This window comes from Synechococcus sp. MVIR-18-1, from assembly GCF_014279835.1.
GTDB lineage: Bacteria > Cyanobacteriota > Cyanobacteriia > PCC-6307 > Cyanobiaceae > Synechococcus_C.
Genome location: NZ_CP047942.1, coordinates 1255638 through 1270989, shown reverse-complemented (window position 1 = coordinate 1270989; position 15352 = coordinate 1255638). Strand labels below are relative to the sequence as shown.

Below are 15352 nucleotides of genomic sequence, written 5' to 3'. Positions count from 1 at the left end.
TAATCACTAGTTATTCTGCCGTTTTCAATAATTATGTTACCTTTCATGCCGCAACGCTTCATTTTGCATTCTTGTGACTCTTTCTAATATTGACTCATTGCTGAGCCGAGATCGTAATCGCTCAACTAACAGTGGAAACGCTAGTGGACCTGGTCTAACGATTTCACTATGGATAATGTCACCTTTTCGTATTCGTTGTAATGCTTTTTTTAAACGAGGTAACTCAAGCTGTTCATTTAGTACTTCAAATCGTGATTGCCTTAGCAGTAGATTCTTTGGTTCATGCTTATTGAATACATCCCACAGTAGAGATCCGCTGATTTGCAACTGTCCACTACTTTTGTTTTTACCTGGAAATCCTTGCATCATTAGTCCTGATATCTGAGCAATACTTCGAAAGCGTCGTTTACACAATTCTGATAAGTTTAATGCATTTTCAATGTCTTCCTCTAGATCTTTATCATCCAATAGAATTTCTAGAGTTTCTTCAACTAGTTTGCTTAATGGATATTGTTTGGGCCCTAAAAGTTCAAATCCATAATCATTTACTGATACAGTGATTGTACTTTTTTGATACTTTGATAGGCGTGATGCCCATAAAAAGCCTAGTCCTTCGTGAACAAAACGTCCTTCAAATGGATAGGCGAAAAGATGTTGTCCTTCCTTGGTAATACATGTTTCAATTAAAAACTGATTTTCACTAGGAATCATTGACAAGTCCAGTTGTCGATCGATCAAGGGTCTTAAAGACATTAACTCTGGTGTATCTAGAATTAACTTGGATGCTCGTGATACCTCTTCTCTCAGCTGAGTCGTCAAAAGATCAGATAAGGCCATCTGACCTCCTGCCCATGCTGGAACCATTGAACTCTTCCTGGTTGTTGTTTTTACATAGGCTGTCATTTCTTTCATTCTGATAAGTTCTAATTGACGTCCTGCAAAGAAGAATACATCTTTTGGTTTTAATTGACTGATGAAACTCTCTTCAACATGTCCAAGATAGATACCACGACTAAAGCGAACACGCACGGAAGGTGCAGAAGTGATCGTCCCAATATTCAGCCGATGAAGTCGGGCTATTGATTGATCACTTACAAAAAACAGCTTTTCAATAGCGTTCCATTCAAGTTTACGAAAGCGTGTATATGCATTTAAACAGACTCCTCCTTTTTCGAGAAACAATAGACACCATTTCCATTCTTCGTCTTCTAATGAAGCAAACGAAGCTGTTCTACGGATTGCTATGAGTGTCTCTTCAGGATTAAAGCCTGGTCCACATGCCAATGTAGTTAAATGTTGAAGTAGTACATCAAGCGGCTTACTAGGCGTTTTTCTATTTTCTACTAAATCATTGTCTAGGCCTCTTCTTAATGCACTTAGCTCTAGGAGTTCTAATGCATTTGTGGGCATAAATAGTACTTGTGATTCTCCTCCAGGGGAATGAGCCGAACGCCCAGCTCTTTGTAGTAATCGTGCGATGTTCTTAGGACTACCAATTTGAACAATTTTTTCTACAGGTTGAAAGTCAATTCCTAGATCTAGTGAACTTGTACAAACCACCCAACGGATTAACCCCATTTTCATATTTTCTTCAATAGCTTCTCTTTCAGAACGATCTATTGCACTATGGTGAAGAGCTAGTAACCCCTCCATTTCCGGGCATGCATAACGTAAGCATTGGTGCCATCGTTCTGATTGGTTCCGTGTATTTGTAAATAGTAATGTACTTATTTTCGGATCTAGCTTTGCAATGAGTCCTTCGTAATTGCGTAGGCCTAGATGTCCACCCCAGGGAAATCCATCAATGGATTCTGGGATTATACTTCTAATTGTTGTTTTTCTTTTTGGTGCATGATTTATTATTACTTTATTTGCAGTACTGATTCCTAATGCATGCTCAGTAGCTTCCTCAATATTTCCGATTGTGGCGCTCAATGCCCATGTTTGCAATGAAGGTTGCTGATGTCTCAGCCAACTTAATGCCAATTCTGTTTGGCTTCCGCGCTTGCTTCCCATTAATTCATGCCATTCATCCAGAATGACTGTATGCAATCCATCAAATAATTCTTTTGCTTTTCGATTACTCATTAATACACAGAGTGATTCTGGTGTAGTAACTAAGATTTCAGGTGGACTTTTAAGCTGTTTGGCTCGTTCTGTTGAGGATGTGTCTCCATTCCTTGTCCCTACACGTATTGGCCACTGCATCGCATGGATTGGTTCCTGAATTGCTAGCGACAAATCCCGACTTAGAGCTCTTAAGGGAGTGAGATAGAGCACTCGTAGTCCTTTTGGACTTGTTTCTTCAGACAGGATCCTTGCAATGGGACCCATCACTGCTGCATAGGTTTTTCCCGATCCAGTTGGCACTTGGATGAGACCGCTCGCACCATCTAAATAGGAATGCCAGCTTTGTCTTTGAAAGGTAGATGCTGTCCATCCTTGATGTGTAAACCAACTCTCGATCGGTTTGAGTAGATCTTCAGTTGTATGACCTCCATCACATCCTGATTTTTTTTTCATTGGTAATGATTGATTGGTTGCCTTTTGTATAAGCTTTTACTTTGTGCTCCTCTGCGCTTGATATGTACTTTGTTGAGATAGACAGATCTTATCTTGATTTTCATCTGACTCATTTCCTTACAATAGACTCTTTCATCTTATAACCTATATTTTTTGAGTTAATTTGCATTATATAACTTGCTTTAATAATGCTTGCGCTTGTTCGATACAGTCTGCTTCCATAACTGGTTTATCAATTCTCCATCGGTGGATTCTTGGAAATCGTACTGCAAGTCCGCATTTATGGCGTTTTGACTCCATAACGCCCTCAAAGGCGATTTCAAAAATCTGTTTCTGCTCAACGACTCTTGTTGGTCCATATCGTTCGATTGTATGAGCGCGTATCCATTTGTCTAATTCCATTAACTCAGAATTGTTTAGTCCAGAATATGCCTTTGCAAAAGTTACTAGTTTTCGATCCCTTGAATTTTTATTACTGTCATCCCATAATCCAAATGTATAGTCAGTAAAAAGATTTGCCCTTTTACCCGTTCCAGCTTGTGCATATACTAAAACTGCGTCAAGAGTCATAGGATCATGTTTATATTTCCACCAATATCCTTTTTTTCTGCCTGATAAATAGTGTGAGCTGTTTTTTTTAATCATTAAACCCTCGGCACCTTCGAGACGTGCTCGATCCCTTATTTTAGTTAGTTCTTCCCATTCTGCAAACTTTTTTTCACTGTCCATCATTAAGCATGGATGATTACAGCTTTGTTGTATACACTCCAAAAGTTTTAATCTATCTCTTAGATCGTACGCTCTAATATCTGTTGATTTATGTTCTAAAATATCGTATGCCATGAATACTGTTGGGCACTCCTTCAATAACTTCTTGTTCACTGTCTTCCGTCCAAGCCTGCGTTGCAACGACGCAAAAGCCATCGGTTTGCTTATATCTTTTTGCCAACATAATATCTCACCGTCTAGCACCGTGCCATCAGTAAGATCTTCTGCCATCTCTATTATTTCAGGAAATACATGATTCACAAGTTCTTCTCCTCTACTCCATAGATAAGCGCCAGTGTCCCTTTTTATCAATTGTCCACGAATACCATCCCATTTATATTCCAATCTCCAATCAGCTGGTGGGGTTTCTTTAATGTCTTCAATCTGAACAGGACTTGCTAGGTAAAAGGGATAGGGAATGGCTCCACGATCTGTTCTTTTTTCCGACACTTGTTGAGTTAATTCTTGAAACCATACTTTATTGATTTCCATTGGTTTCATCAGACGCTCAAGTACGGTGCTTTCATCTAGTTCATATGCTTGTGCAATACTTTTAACAACGAGGCCTTTTGACACACCATTCCTGAATCCACCTGTGATTAGTTTATTTGTTAAGTAGTGATCTTGGTCTGTGATTTCACTCCACAATTTCAGTATTAATCTTTGTTGTGTTGTTTCTGTTGAATCTTTAATCTCTGGCAGCAAGGTTTCCATCCACCAATGAAGGGGTTTTGACTCTTTTGTCTCATTAAACAATTTATTGTCATTCTCCTCGAATTCAATATCTGTGGTAGTAAGTTCATTCTTTAATTGTGGCCATAATAAACTAATTGTTTCTGCGGAGTCTCCCACTTGAGCAAAACAGTCATCAATAAGCCACGAGGGCATTTTTGAGGATGCTTGTAGAATTTCTTTCAAACGTCGACCTGTGATCAGTCTTTTCTGTCGACTGCCCATCAATAATAGGAGTATCCATGATCCGTCTCTTGGATCAATATCCTTTATGAATGTACTAATTAGGTTGATCTTCTTTTTTGTAGAATTGCACTGTTCAAGGGTGTTTATCAAGTTTCCAAATGTTCTAAAGCTAACATTGCGCATTAATTGAACCTCAGCTTAATGATTTGAGTGGATTTGCTTTGATGCCTTCTACTTCCCGCAGATATCGTGAAATCACATCTTCTTGTCCATGTGTGACATAGACCTGTTTGGCTTCACTTTCTTTAATTGTTTTTATGAGACCGGACCAATCTGCATGATCACTTAGGACGAAGCCCCTTTCGTAACCACCTCTTCTTTTCGCTCCTTTCACAGCCATCCAACCTGATGCAAAAGCTGTTTGTGGTTCTTTAAATCGCTTCATCCAACTGGATCGATATGCAGATGGGGGAGCAATGATTAATCTGCCTCTGAGTGGATTCTTGCGTTCTAATTCACTCACTGGACGTGTTTTAGCCATGTTGATTCCTGCTTCACGATAGTGTCGTGTCACCGTTTCCACAGCTCCATGCAGGAGAATTTCCTCATTGATTCCCAGTCCACTTAGTTCGGCTAGTACGCGTTGTGCTTTTCCAAATGCATAGCAAAACAATAATGATGGACGATCCTTTTCATCATTCCACCATTTATAAATTTCTGCTGCTATTTCCTTTCCTGGCTTCCAGTGATAGATCGGCAAACCGAAGGTTGATTCTGTGATCAGTACATCGCATTTCACCGCTTCAAATGGTTCGCAACTTGGGTCATGGCATCGTTTGTAATCGCCTGTCACAAGCCATACTTCGCCTCCTACTTCGATACGTATCTGAGCACTTCCTAAGACATGCCCCGCACTATGAAACGATATCTTTGCTTCTCCAATGATGAGTGTTTCTCCATAGCTCACTGCATTAAGCTTGATCTCCCGTCCTAGTCGTTGTCTTAAAACCCCTTCCGACTGTTTCACCGCCCAATATTCTTCAGACCCAGCTCTTGCATGATCTGCATGGGCATGGGTCAAGAGTGCTCGTTTCACTGGACGCGTTGGATCAATCCATACCCCTGCTGCAGGGCAGTACAAACCTTCAGTTCGTTGCTCAAGAACCGCCATACCTTATTTTGTCGAATTTTCTCTCTCAATGTGGTTCTCCATTGGCTTTTTAAGATTATTTTGTTGATCGTGTCTATGACTTATTTAGTTGTCTTGATTCGCTTTGCATTTCCTTGTAAAAGTGCAGCTCATTTCAATGATGAGCAGTTTCTTAATTGTTGAACTCTTTTACCCTTTTTCGGTTTCAGGTAATCCATGATGAATTGACATTGCATTTGTTGTATTGTTCTACTTCGTTTGCTGTTTTTGCTGAGCAATGGTTTTCTGCATATCATAGCTATGTGTATTGATTTTCTGATGAGATCTTTATTTATGATTCTTTTCGAGCGTCAATTGTATTGTCCCTTTTGTTATTGAAGAGTGGTTATTTAATTTTTCTATTTGCTCATCTCCAGCATTTTCTGTATTGGTGCCAATGCTTTGACTCGAAGGTTTTCGTCCATTTCAATCTTGGGTTCCAGTGTTTCTAGGCAATGCCATAGTTTTTCGAGTGTATTCATTCGCATATACGGGCATGTATTGCAGCTACACCCGTCTAGCCCCGGAACATCGATAAACCTTTTATTTGGAACCATCTTTTGCATTTGATGCAAAATTCCGGGTTCGGTGAGCACGATAAATGTTGTTGCTGAGCTTGTTTGAGCATGCGCTAGGAGTTTGCTGGTTGAGCCTATGAAGTCGGCAAGGTCTAGAAGGTTTTCCATACATTCAGGATGTGCAATGACTTCTCCATCAGGGTGTTCTAGCTTTAGTTTCAACAACGCTTCTTCGCTAAATGTTTCGTGAACGATGCAGCGTCCAGGCCACAATGTGAGCTCACGACCACTTTGTCGTTGCACCCAACGACCCAGATTCTGATCTGGTGCAAATAGAATCGGTTGATTAGATGGAAGTTGATTGACCAAGTCAACCGCATTACTACTTGTGCATATCAAGTCGCTTTGCGCTTTTACAGCTGCTGTGCAATTGATGTAACTCACAACAAAATGCTCAGGATGGTTTGCTCTAAATGCCTCAAAATCATCGGCTGGACAATCATCTGCTAGTGAACATCCTGCCTCGCTGTCAGGTAGCAGAACAATTTTCTCTGGACTTAAAATTTTTGCTGTCTCTGCCATGAAATGCACGCCACAAAAAACAATCACATCCGCATCTGTGTTGGCTGCTTTTCGTGAAAGCTCTAAGGAATCACCAATGAAATCAGCTATATCTTGTATTTCTGGCTCCTGGTAATAGTGCGCCAGAACGATGGCGTTCCGATCCCTTCGAAGCTGGTTGATGGCGCTTACGAGATCACTGGGAGCGTCTTTCATGATCCTGATCCCTAGATCTGTCTCAGTGTTGATTGCAGACATTCTGGCCACATCGGGCAGGATGTCCAAAGCCTAGGCACCACTCCTGACCAGATTGCGCCTCGCCATAGCCGGAGACCTTCACGGTGACTGGAGTTGTCACGACGAACAACTGCTCGAGCAGTTACGTCCTGATGCTCTTTTGTTCGTGGGCGACTTGAGTGATGGTGATTTGCGCTTAGTGAAGGCAATCACACGTCTAAAGCTCCCCTGCGCCGTGATTCTTGGTAATCACGACCGGGGCAGAGATCGCACTGGTGAACGACTGCGGCAGCAGATTTCAATGTTGGGTGATCTCGACTGCTCCTGGAAATTGCGCAATTGGTCGTCACCAGCCGTTGCCATTGTTGGCGGCCTTCAATGCAGTTCAGGAGGTGGTTTCCATATCTCTGAAGCGGTGCAAAGCGTTTTCGGCCCAGTCACGGAACAGGAGTCAGTGGATCGGATCGTTAAAGCGGCGTCCCATGCTCCCGAGGATTGGCCACTTGTATTGCTTGCTCACAGTGGGCCTACTGGTCTTGGATCTGATGCGTCCAGCATCTGTGGTCGGGATTGGAAGCATCCCCACATCGACTGGGGTGATCGCGATCTAGCGATCGCTGTTGAGACCCTCCGTCGCCGCCGAGCCGCAGATCTTGTGGTATTTGGCCACATGCACCACAGCCTCAGAGGAGGCAAGGGTGAACGGATGACTTTCCATCGTGATCGTTATGGCACCGCCTACGTCAATGCCGCCTGCGTTCCTCGCTCGGGTTCAGACGAAGCTGGGCAAACCTTGATCCATTTCACCTGGGTTGAATTTGAGGGGCGTCATCTCAGCCTTGTCAGTCATCGCTGGTTCCATCCAAATGGAACCCTCGCTTATGAACAAACGTTGTTGCGGCACCCCAGTGAAAGTCGATCGCCATGCTGATTTATGTCTGCCTAAGCAGCCATGGTTTTGGTCACGCTGCACGACAAGCCACTGTTCTGTGCGCTTTGCACCGCCTTAAGCCGTCATGGAGGCTTGTAGTCAGTTCCAATGTCTCTGCTGATTTTCTAAAGCTCGTCTGCGCTGCTGTGCCCGTAGAGCAACGCTTCGTTGGGTGGGATGTGGGAATGATCCAGGCCGATGCCCTCGGCGTTGATCAAGAGAAGACGTTGGCGTCTTTGAAGGCTCTGGAGACTGATCTGCCACAACGAATCGATCAAGAGGTTGCCTGGATTGGTGAGCAGAACACTCCAGTGCTTGTTGTAGGTGACATTCCTCCGGCAGCAGCAGTTCTATCTGAACGGTTGGGAGCTCCTTTGGTTTGGATGGGGAATTTCGGTTGGGATGACATTTATGAGCCGCTTGGTGGTCGATTCAGCGAATACGCAGCAGCAGCTCGCGCTCAATATCGGCAGGGTGAGCTGCTGTTGCGCTGCCCCTTTTCAATGGCGATGCCTTGGGGTTTAGATGAGCAGCCGTTAGGTCTCACCGTGTCTGCCTTGCGCGAGCTTCCTGCTCCATTGAGAGCGCACTTGGACACGATTCAACAGCCCCTCGTGCTTGTTGGATTTGGGGGCCTTGGTCTAGCAATTGACCCTGCCCTATTTCGTCTCTGGCCTCATCATCATTTTTTGATGCCAGCCCCCGTGGCTCCTCACCTTCGGGCCAACTTGAAATATGAGGCCAATGTCACTCTTTTGCCCGAAAGCGTGCGTCCTTTTGATGTTATGCCTTTTTGCGAGCGGCACCTAGGCAAGCCTGGTTACAGCACGTTTTGTGAAGCGTTAAGCCAAGACCTAGGCATGCATGTCGTGGAGCGTGATGGCTTCGCGGAAGCTTCCGTCCTCATGAATGGTCTTCGATCATTCGGACAGCACAAGATTCTTAGTCGCCATGCTTTGAATCAAGGAGAATGGGAGCTGGATCAACAACTTGTCGATGCAATCCGCCCGATTGGTTCAAAACAAGGCGCGGAAGAGGCAGCAAAGGCTTTGGTCTCGGTTGCAATGAACACAGTTCAGCACGACTGATCGCAGCAATTACTTTTATTTATCTATGCCGAGACGGACGGCCCTCTTTGGTTTTGGCGCAGGATGCGTCCCATTTGAGTCTTGCCAGTCCCTAGGGACAATGGCTCATCTGGCACATCAGCTCTTGGGCTGATTGAGCGTGTTCGTCAAAGTTCCGTCCATTGAGCCCGTTGTGTTCAATTTATTTTTTGCTGATATTTCGAGTGCCGCCTCGCTGCGGTCTGTTGATCTCCTCCTTCGATCAATCTTTCTTTTTTTCACGTATGACTTTCCTTGCGAAAACTGTCTGTCGAATCCTTCCAGCGGCTCTCGCAAGTTTTGGTCCTTTGTTGATGTCGTCTCAGTCAGCTCAAGCTGCTGTCGCTGCGATGCCAACCCTTGAAGCCTCCCGTTCGGGACTGACTACCCCAACAGATCAGTCTGTAAGCGCTCTTCCATACATCATTACCCCAGAACGGCGAGCTCTTCTCAACACGATTCGCTTTGCTGAAGGAACCTGGAAAAACGGTCACGATGTTGGTTACCGCGTGATGTTTGGCGGGAGTCTGATGGGGTCGATGGATCGCCATCCCGATCGTGTCATCTACTCCTCCCGTTATGCGAGTGCGGCGGCGGGCGCTTATCAGTTCATGCCGTTCACCTGGGATCTTGTGAAGCGCAGTCTGGGTGTGAGGGGGTTTGGACCTGAAGTTCAAGATCAAGGGGCCTTGTTCCTCGTTCAAAGGCGCAAAGCTCTACGGCTAACGGATGTTGGTGTGATGACACCTCAGTTGGCGGCCAAACTTGCCCCTGAGTGGGCCTCTTTCCCAACGCTTCGCGGTCGCAGCTATTACGGCCAGCCTGTAAAACGCTTCGTCAATCTTCAATCGTTTTACAAAGTCAATTTGAGTCAGCTGCGTCAGATCAGAGATAAGCGCCAGGAAGCTCTCAGCGGAGATGATGGCAGCAAGGGCTTAAAAGCCCCTGTTTGCACAGGACCCAAGATTCTTTGTGGTATGCCTTGATCAGGGTCTTGACCTGAAGAGACAGAATTATTCGTCTGTTTCTTTTGCCAATTTCCGACCAACGATTGTCTGGGCGATGAGATAAGCACCCACCATGCCTCCAATAAATCCCATCCCGTTCCGAACAAGCGGCAAGAGATCGCTTGTTCGTGTCACCACCGGTGCGATACCAAACACTCCAAACAACATCACCCATAAGGGAGATAACAGGAGTACCCAAGCCCAAGCGATCCGTTCACCTTCTTTGCGCGGATAAGCAGCAAATCCTGCGATTAAGCCACCGAGCACTGAAGTCGCCAGAGTTAAGAGCCATTGTTCCTGTGGCAAACCAGGAACAAACTGACACCCGCCACGATCCAAGCAAAGTTCTACGGCTCCGATCGTTGCCAACAGTGAACCGTCTTCACCATTGTCGCGGACGTAAAACTGATTTCCATAGCGCGTTTGCAGTTCTACCCACCAGGTGCGAGGCATTAATGCAAAGAAGGCATCGCCCACGTTGAAATTGAGCAGATTCCCACCGCGAGGATCTCCAATAATCAACAAACTGCGCTCATCGAGGCCCCAGAACTCTTTAACGGCGAGCCCAGGAGTCTTTTCATACTGAGTGAGAACTCTCAGTTTCCAGCCACTGCGCTGTTCAAACGCATCCAGCGACGTTTCCAGTTCTTTGAGTTGATTGTCACTAAAGGCTCGAGCTAGATCGATCACCGGCGTTGGATGGTCGGGAAGTAGCTCTGGGTTGTCAATCGCTTGGACAGGATTTGCGACGAGGAGCAACAGAAATAAGCTGAACAGGGGGAACAAAAATCGTGTGAAGCGCGGTTGTGTTCCCATAGCTCTGTCGCATTACAGGCATTCTCGTCAATGACAGGCCACTCTGCGTCTTGCCCTTTATGGCTTCAACAGCGCTTTGAGCAATCAGGAGGTTCCGTACCCTTCTCCCAGTTCATGGCCTGGGCTTTGCATGACCCTGAATACGGGGCCTATGGCAGTGGCCATCTGAAGATTGGCAAGGAAGGTGATTTTGTAACGTCAACCACCCTTGGTCCTGATTTTTCAGCCTTGATGGGTTGTCAACTTGTCCAGTGGCTTCGAACTCTCGCCCTGAACCACCCAACCAAAACCCTGTCCATCGTTGAGGTTGGGCCTGGCGAAGCGGAGTTGAGTTGTGACCTCATCGATCATTTGGTTGAGCAGCTTCCCGACCTGATCCATCGCCTTGAGCTGGTTTTGGTGGAGACCAATCCAGGGATGGAACAGCGTCAACGCAAACGTTTAGAGCAGCACCAGAGCTCATACGAATCCCAGCAACGTCTTCCACACCGTTGGACCTCCTTATCCAATCTCAAGACCTGCCCGGTCATTGGTGTCTTGATTGCTCATGAGCTCCTCGATGCCTTTGCGGTGGAGCGCCTTGTTCTGAATGATGGACGGCTACGGCGTCAAATCGTTCAATTGCAACAAGGAAGCGATGGCGAGAAAAGACTGCACTGGGGAACAGAACCCATCCCTCAAGAGCTTCAAGAGCGCATGGACGCAACGTTGTCAGCCACACAGATTGCCTTGCCTCCAGAAGATGCTGAGGATGGATGGACAACGGAATGGCATGACGCGTGCGCCGATTGGTTCGCAGAAGCATCTGAGGCGTTCATTGCGGGCCATCTGCTTGTTGTTGACTACGCCCTCGAGGCTCATCGCTACTACTCCGCTCCACGCGGGGAGGGGACCCTCATGGCCTACCAAAACCAACGGGCAAGTGACAACGTCTTGCTTGATGCAGGAAAACAAGACCTCACGGCCCATCTCTGTCTTGAGACCGTCGTACACCAGGCCACAAGCAACGGATGGACCCTGGAGGGGCAATGCCGCCAGGGAGAGGCTTTGCTCGCTTTAGGCCTTGCTGAGCGGTTCAGCAGTCTTCAACAGCTTCCGGGACACCAACTTGCTGAGGTTCTGCAACGACGTGAAGCACTCCTGCGTCTCGTGGATCCTGCCTGCCTTGGTGAATTTCGCTGGCTGTCGTTCCTGCGATTCAACCCGTTGCTTCCAAACTCAGGAACAGGGGAGCGGAGTCAATTCCTGCAAGAGCCTTAAGGCATCAACCCATCGCTGCTAGGCAAGCTCTGATTTCGTCATTACTGACGTCATCCACGATCGACACAGCACCGATGCCTGACGGCATGACAAAGCGAAGACGACCATTGCGGACTTTCTTGTCGCCTTGAAGCGTGCTTAAAACCAGATCTGGATCGAGATCTGGCCATTGGATAGGCAATCCAGCATTTTCAATCAAACGTTTCTGACGTTCCGCATCGGATTGGGGCATCACACCGCGCTGAACGGCAAGGGAAGCCACCGCCACCATGCCAATCGCTACCGCTTCCCCATGGAGCCAGGTGCCGTATCCGGTGAGTGTTTCGACGACGTGTCCAAACGTATGGCCGTAATTGAGGATGGCCCTCTGACCTCCCTCTTTTTCATCAGCAGCAACAACGAGGGCTTTGGCTTGCGCAGACCGTTCGAGCAAAGTTTCAAGCAGCTCGGTGGACATGGAGAGAGCGTCGTCAAAGCCGGCGGAACGCTCGAGCAAGTCGAACAAATCCGTATCTCCGATCATTCCGTATTTGATGACCTCAGCTAAACCAGCCCTAAATTCCCGCACGGGAAGCGTCTGAAGCGTGTCGGGATCAATCATCACCAACCGTGGCTGATGAAAGGCGCCGATCAGATTTTTACCGCCTGGATGATTCACACCAGTCTTTCCGCCAATGGCGGCATCCACCATGGCCAATAGCGTTGTCGGCACCTGCACGACGCCGATTCCGCGCAGCCAGCAAGAGGCCGCAAAACCAGTCATGTCGCCAACAACCCCACCCCCTAGAGCGAGCATGAGTGACTGACGCTCTAACCCGTTCTCTTTGGCAGCATCAAGAATCGTGCTGAAGGTGTTGAGTGTCTTTTGTTCCTCACCCGCAGCAATCGTTAGCAAACTGGATTGAAATCCCGCCTCGGCGAGGCTTGAAAGGCATCGGCCTCCGTAAGGCGTTGCAACATCTGCATTGCTGACTACCAGAATTTTGGTGTTGGGGCGAATCCCAATTCGTAGTAACTCAGCACCGAGATGATCGACTCCGCCGGAGTTGATCACAACGTCATAAGGATGGTGTTCGAGCGCAACGCTGATACGTTTTGCAGCTAGCGCTGATGTTGAGCTCAATTGGGATTTGGTCATGCCGGCCGCTGTGACGGATCTATTCTCCTTCAAACCATCTGGCGCTGGTGATGGCCCTGCCTTCAACGTCCAAACACCGGTCCACGCTGATCGCCTGGGGTTTTCTAGCTCCTGCCTTAATTCTTCTAAGCCTTTCCGTGCTGGTTCCTGCACTGATGGCGCTTGTAATTAGTTTCACGCAAACAGGTCTAGATGTCACCGAGCCACTGAAATTCATCGGCTTAACCAATTTTCAGAGGCTTCTTGGCGATCCAATGTTTTATCAGGTGCTTGGCACCACTTTGATTTATTTATTCGGGGTTGTTCCACCCATTGTGATCGGCGCCCTAACCCTGGCGGTTCTTGTCAATCGAATCCTTCCAGGTGTGCACATCCTGCGTGCTGCTTTCTACACGCCAGTTTTAGTTTCGATCGTTGTAGCTGCAATTGCCTTTCGATGGCTCTATGCCGAAAACGGCTTAATCAACGGATGGCTTGGCGCCTTATTTGGTCAAGGATTCATCCCCATCGATTTTTTAACCAATCCATTTTTAGCCCTTCCCTCAGTCATGCTCGTCACCCTGTGGAAAGGTTTGGGCTATTACATGGTGATTTTCCTGGGAGGACTTCAAGGCATCCCAACAGAGCTCTATGAAGCCGCTGAGTTGGATGGAAGTGAAGGCTGGCGAAAGCATGTTGATATCACTTTGCCTTTGCTGCGTCCGTACGTCACCTTGGTGGCCGTGATCTCCGCGATTGCAGCGACCAAGGTGTTTGAGGAGGTGTTTCTGATGACACAGGGTGGCCCTGCAGACTCCACTCGCACCCTCGTTTATTACGTCTACGACCAGGCCTTCGCAGAACTTGAAATCAGCTACGCCTGTACGGTTGGCCTCGCGCTGTTCCTGCTCGTTCTATTGCTAACTGCCATTCGACTTGCGTTCGGAGGAGAACGAAGCCTGATTTAAGGCTGTCATCGTTGCTAAAAGGAGAGAATGACAAGCTCCACTCAGACCGATCTGCAAAGGATGCCCAACGCTGACAACACAATTGGGGTGATCGGTGGAGGGCAACTTGCCCTCATGCTCGGTGAAGCAGCGCAAACACGAGGTTTGACGCTTGCGGTGCAAGCTTCTAAAGCCGAAGACCCTGCTGCCTCACTAGCTAAGGATTTAGTGATTGCTGGATCCACAGATGTCCGTGCAACAAGGGAGCTGTCATCGCATTGCGTAGGCATCACCTTCGAAAACGAATGGGTCGCTGTCGATGCCTTGATGCCTATGGAGCGACAGGGAGTGCAATTCACTCCATCACTGGCGAGCTTGGTCCCTCTTGTCAATAAGTTGTCCCAGAGGCGCCTACTCAATGACCTTTTGATTCCAAGTCCAGATTGGATTTCATTAGCTGAACTCAATCCTGGGTCGCCATCCTTACCGAGCGGATGGACCTTTCCCGTTATGGCGAAGGCTGCCTACGGCGGTTACGACGGGAAGGGCACAAGGGTTGTAGAAGATCTAAATGGTTTGGCACAGTTGCTTCGAAACGTCGATGCCAATGAGTGGTTAATCGAGGCCTGGGTTTCCTACGAACAAGAACTTGCTCTCGTTGTCAGCAGAGATTCAAAGGGGCGTATTCGTAGCCTGCCCTTAGCTGAAACACATCAGAAAAATCAGGTTTGCGACTGGGTCATCGCACCTGCACCGGTGAGTCAACTCGTTGAAGCAACGGCCTATAACATTGCGGCCTCACTTCTCACAAAGCTCAGCTATGTAGGAGTGATGACATTGGAGTTTTTCTACGGGTCAGAGGGTTTATTCGTAAATGAAATAGCACCACGAACGCATAATTCAGGGCATTTCTCAATTGAGGCTTGTTCAAGCAGCCAATTTGATCAACAACTCTGTATTGCCGCAGGGCTTGATGTCCCCAATCCAGAATTCATTGCCGATGGCTCCTTGATGGTCAATCTCCTTGGTCTCAGTGCTGACCAGGCTGAACCACTTGAAGAACGGCTTTCAAAACTACGCTCGATCGATGCCTTGCATCTGCATTGGTACGGAAAAGATGAGATCCCCGGGCGCAAAGTGGGTCATGTCACCACCCTGCTCAATGGCCATACAGCCGATGAGCGTGGCGAGCGAGGCCAGCAAATGCTGCAAAGGATTCGTGAAATCTGGCCTCTTCCCCTAAATTGGTAAAGAACTGCTGTGTTGGTGACGGCCTTTTCTAGTGCTCTGATCTGACTCTCTTTCGACATGGGGTGACTGTCGTGTTGGTGCCGTAAACCGGCCTTGTAGCCGGAAACGAATCCTCTCGAAATCTTTCGCCCCTTCTGGTAACTCCAGGTCGAACACTGGGGCTCGCACGGCACAGCGGTTCACCATTTTGATAATCAAACAAT

The 15352-nt window shown here is 47.3% G+C and carries 12 protein-coding genes and 1 other RNA gene; 7 read left to right on the top strand and 6 right to left on the bottom strand.

The features are described from left to right. Window positions 1–36 precede the first annotated feature (36 nt). The 4 genes from SynMVIR181_RS06660 to nadA all read right to left on the bottom strand — a co-directional run bounded on the left by SynMVIR181_RS06660 (window position 37) and on the right by nadA (window position 6693). Window positions 37–2523, bottom strand: coding sequence for a ligase-associated DNA damage response DEXH box helicase (locus SynMVIR181_RS06660; protein ID WP_186588687.1), 2487 nt, complete (start codon window positions 2521–2523; stop codon window positions 37–39). A 168-nt stretch (window positions 2524–2691) separates the two neighbouring features. Next, on the bottom strand, window positions 2692–4392 hold the full coding sequence (locus tag SynMVIR181_RS06655) for an ATP-dependent DNA ligase (RefSeq protein ID WP_186588686.1): 1701 nt from the start codon (window positions 4390–4392) through the stop codon (window positions 2692–2694). A gap of 10 nt (window positions 4393–4402) precedes the next feature. Further along, window positions 4403–5380: a ligase-associated DNA damage response exonuclease gene (locus tag SynMVIR181_RS06650; RefSeq protein ID WP_186588685.1), complete on the bottom strand. Its 978-nt coding sequence runs from the start codon at window positions 5378–5380 to the stop codon at window positions 4403–4405. Window positions 5381–5757: 377 nt separating this feature from the next. Then, window positions 5758–6693, bottom strand: a complete 936-nt coding sequence (gene nadA, locus SynMVIR181_RS06645) for a quinolinate synthase NadA (protein ID WP_186588684.1) — start codon at window positions 6691–6693, stop codon at window positions 5758–5760. Between the two features lie 94 nt (window positions 6694–6787). Between nadA and SynMVIR181_RS06640 the strand changes: the two genes are divergently transcribed. The 3 genes from SynMVIR181_RS06640 to SynMVIR181_RS06630 all read left to right on the top strand — a co-directional run bounded on the left by SynMVIR181_RS06640 (window position 6788) and on the right by SynMVIR181_RS06630 (window position 9737). Further along, complete coding sequence (locus SynMVIR181_RS06640) at window positions 6788–7645, top strand: TIGR04168 family protein (RefSeq protein ID WP_186588683.1); 858 nt, start codon at window positions 6788–6790, stop codon at window positions 7643–7645. After that, window positions 7639–8733 (top strand): hypothetical protein, encoded by a 1095-nt coding sequence (locus tag SynMVIR181_RS06635; protein WP_186588682.1) that lies wholly within the window; start codon window positions 7639–7641, stop codon window positions 8731–8733. The genes SynMVIR181_RS06640 and SynMVIR181_RS06635 overlap by 7 nt, the downstream gene beginning before the upstream one ends. A 263-nt stretch (window positions 8734–8996) precedes the next feature. Continuing rightward, window positions 8997–9737, top strand: a complete 741-nt coding sequence (locus SynMVIR181_RS06630; protein ID WP_186588681.1) for a glycoside hydrolase family 104 protein — start codon at window positions 8997–8999, stop codon at window positions 9735–9737. 27 nt (window positions 9738–9764) lie between these two features. Here the strand turns inward: SynMVIR181_RS06630 and SynMVIR181_RS06625 are convergent, their stop codons facing one another. Next, window positions 9765–10574: a TPM domain-containing protein gene (locus tag SynMVIR181_RS06625; RefSeq protein ID WP_186588680.1), complete on the bottom strand. Its 810-nt coding sequence runs from the start codon at window positions 10572–10574 to the stop codon at window positions 9765–9767. Window positions 10575–10688: 114 nt separating this feature from the next. Here SynMVIR181_RS06625 and SynMVIR181_RS06620 point away from each other — a divergent pair, with 114 nt between their 5' ends. After that, entirely contained in the window at window positions 10689–11834 is a 1146-nt protein-coding gene (locus tag SynMVIR181_RS06620) for a class I SAM-dependent methyltransferase (protein ID WP_255444180.1), read from the top strand. 4 nt (window positions 11835–11838) lie between these two features. On the opposite strand, the gene aroB is transcribed toward SynMVIR181_RS06620, so the two are convergent. Next, on the bottom strand, window positions 11839–12972 hold the full coding sequence (aroB, locus tag SynMVIR181_RS06615) for a 3-dehydroquinate synthase (protein ID WP_186588678.1): 1134 nt from the start codon (window positions 12970–12972) through the stop codon (window positions 11839–11841). 50 nt (window positions 12973–13022) lie between these two features. On the opposite strand from aroB, the gene SynMVIR181_RS06610 reads away from it, so the two are divergent. From SynMVIR181_RS06610 to ssrS, 3 genes are all read left to right on the top strand, one after another. Then, on the top strand, window positions 13023–13919 hold the full coding sequence (locus SynMVIR181_RS06610; RefSeq protein WP_186588677.1) for a carbohydrate ABC transporter permease: 897 nt from the start codon (window positions 13023–13025) through the stop codon (window positions 13917–13919). 60 nt (window positions 13920–13979) lie between these two features. Further along, window positions 13980–15149 carry a 5-(carboxyamino)imidazole ribonucleotide synthase gene (locus SynMVIR181_RS06605; RefSeq protein WP_186588676.1) on the top strand — a complete coding sequence of 390 codons (1170 nt, stop codon included), beginning with the start codon at window positions 13980–13982 and terminating at the stop codon, window positions 15147–15149. Beyond that, a non-coding RNA gene (ssrS, locus tag SynMVIR181_RS06600) (6S RNA) lies at window positions 15148–15334 on the top strand. The genes SynMVIR181_RS06605 and ssrS overlap by 2 nt, the downstream gene beginning before the upstream one ends. Window positions 15335–15352 lie beyond the last annotated feature (18 nt).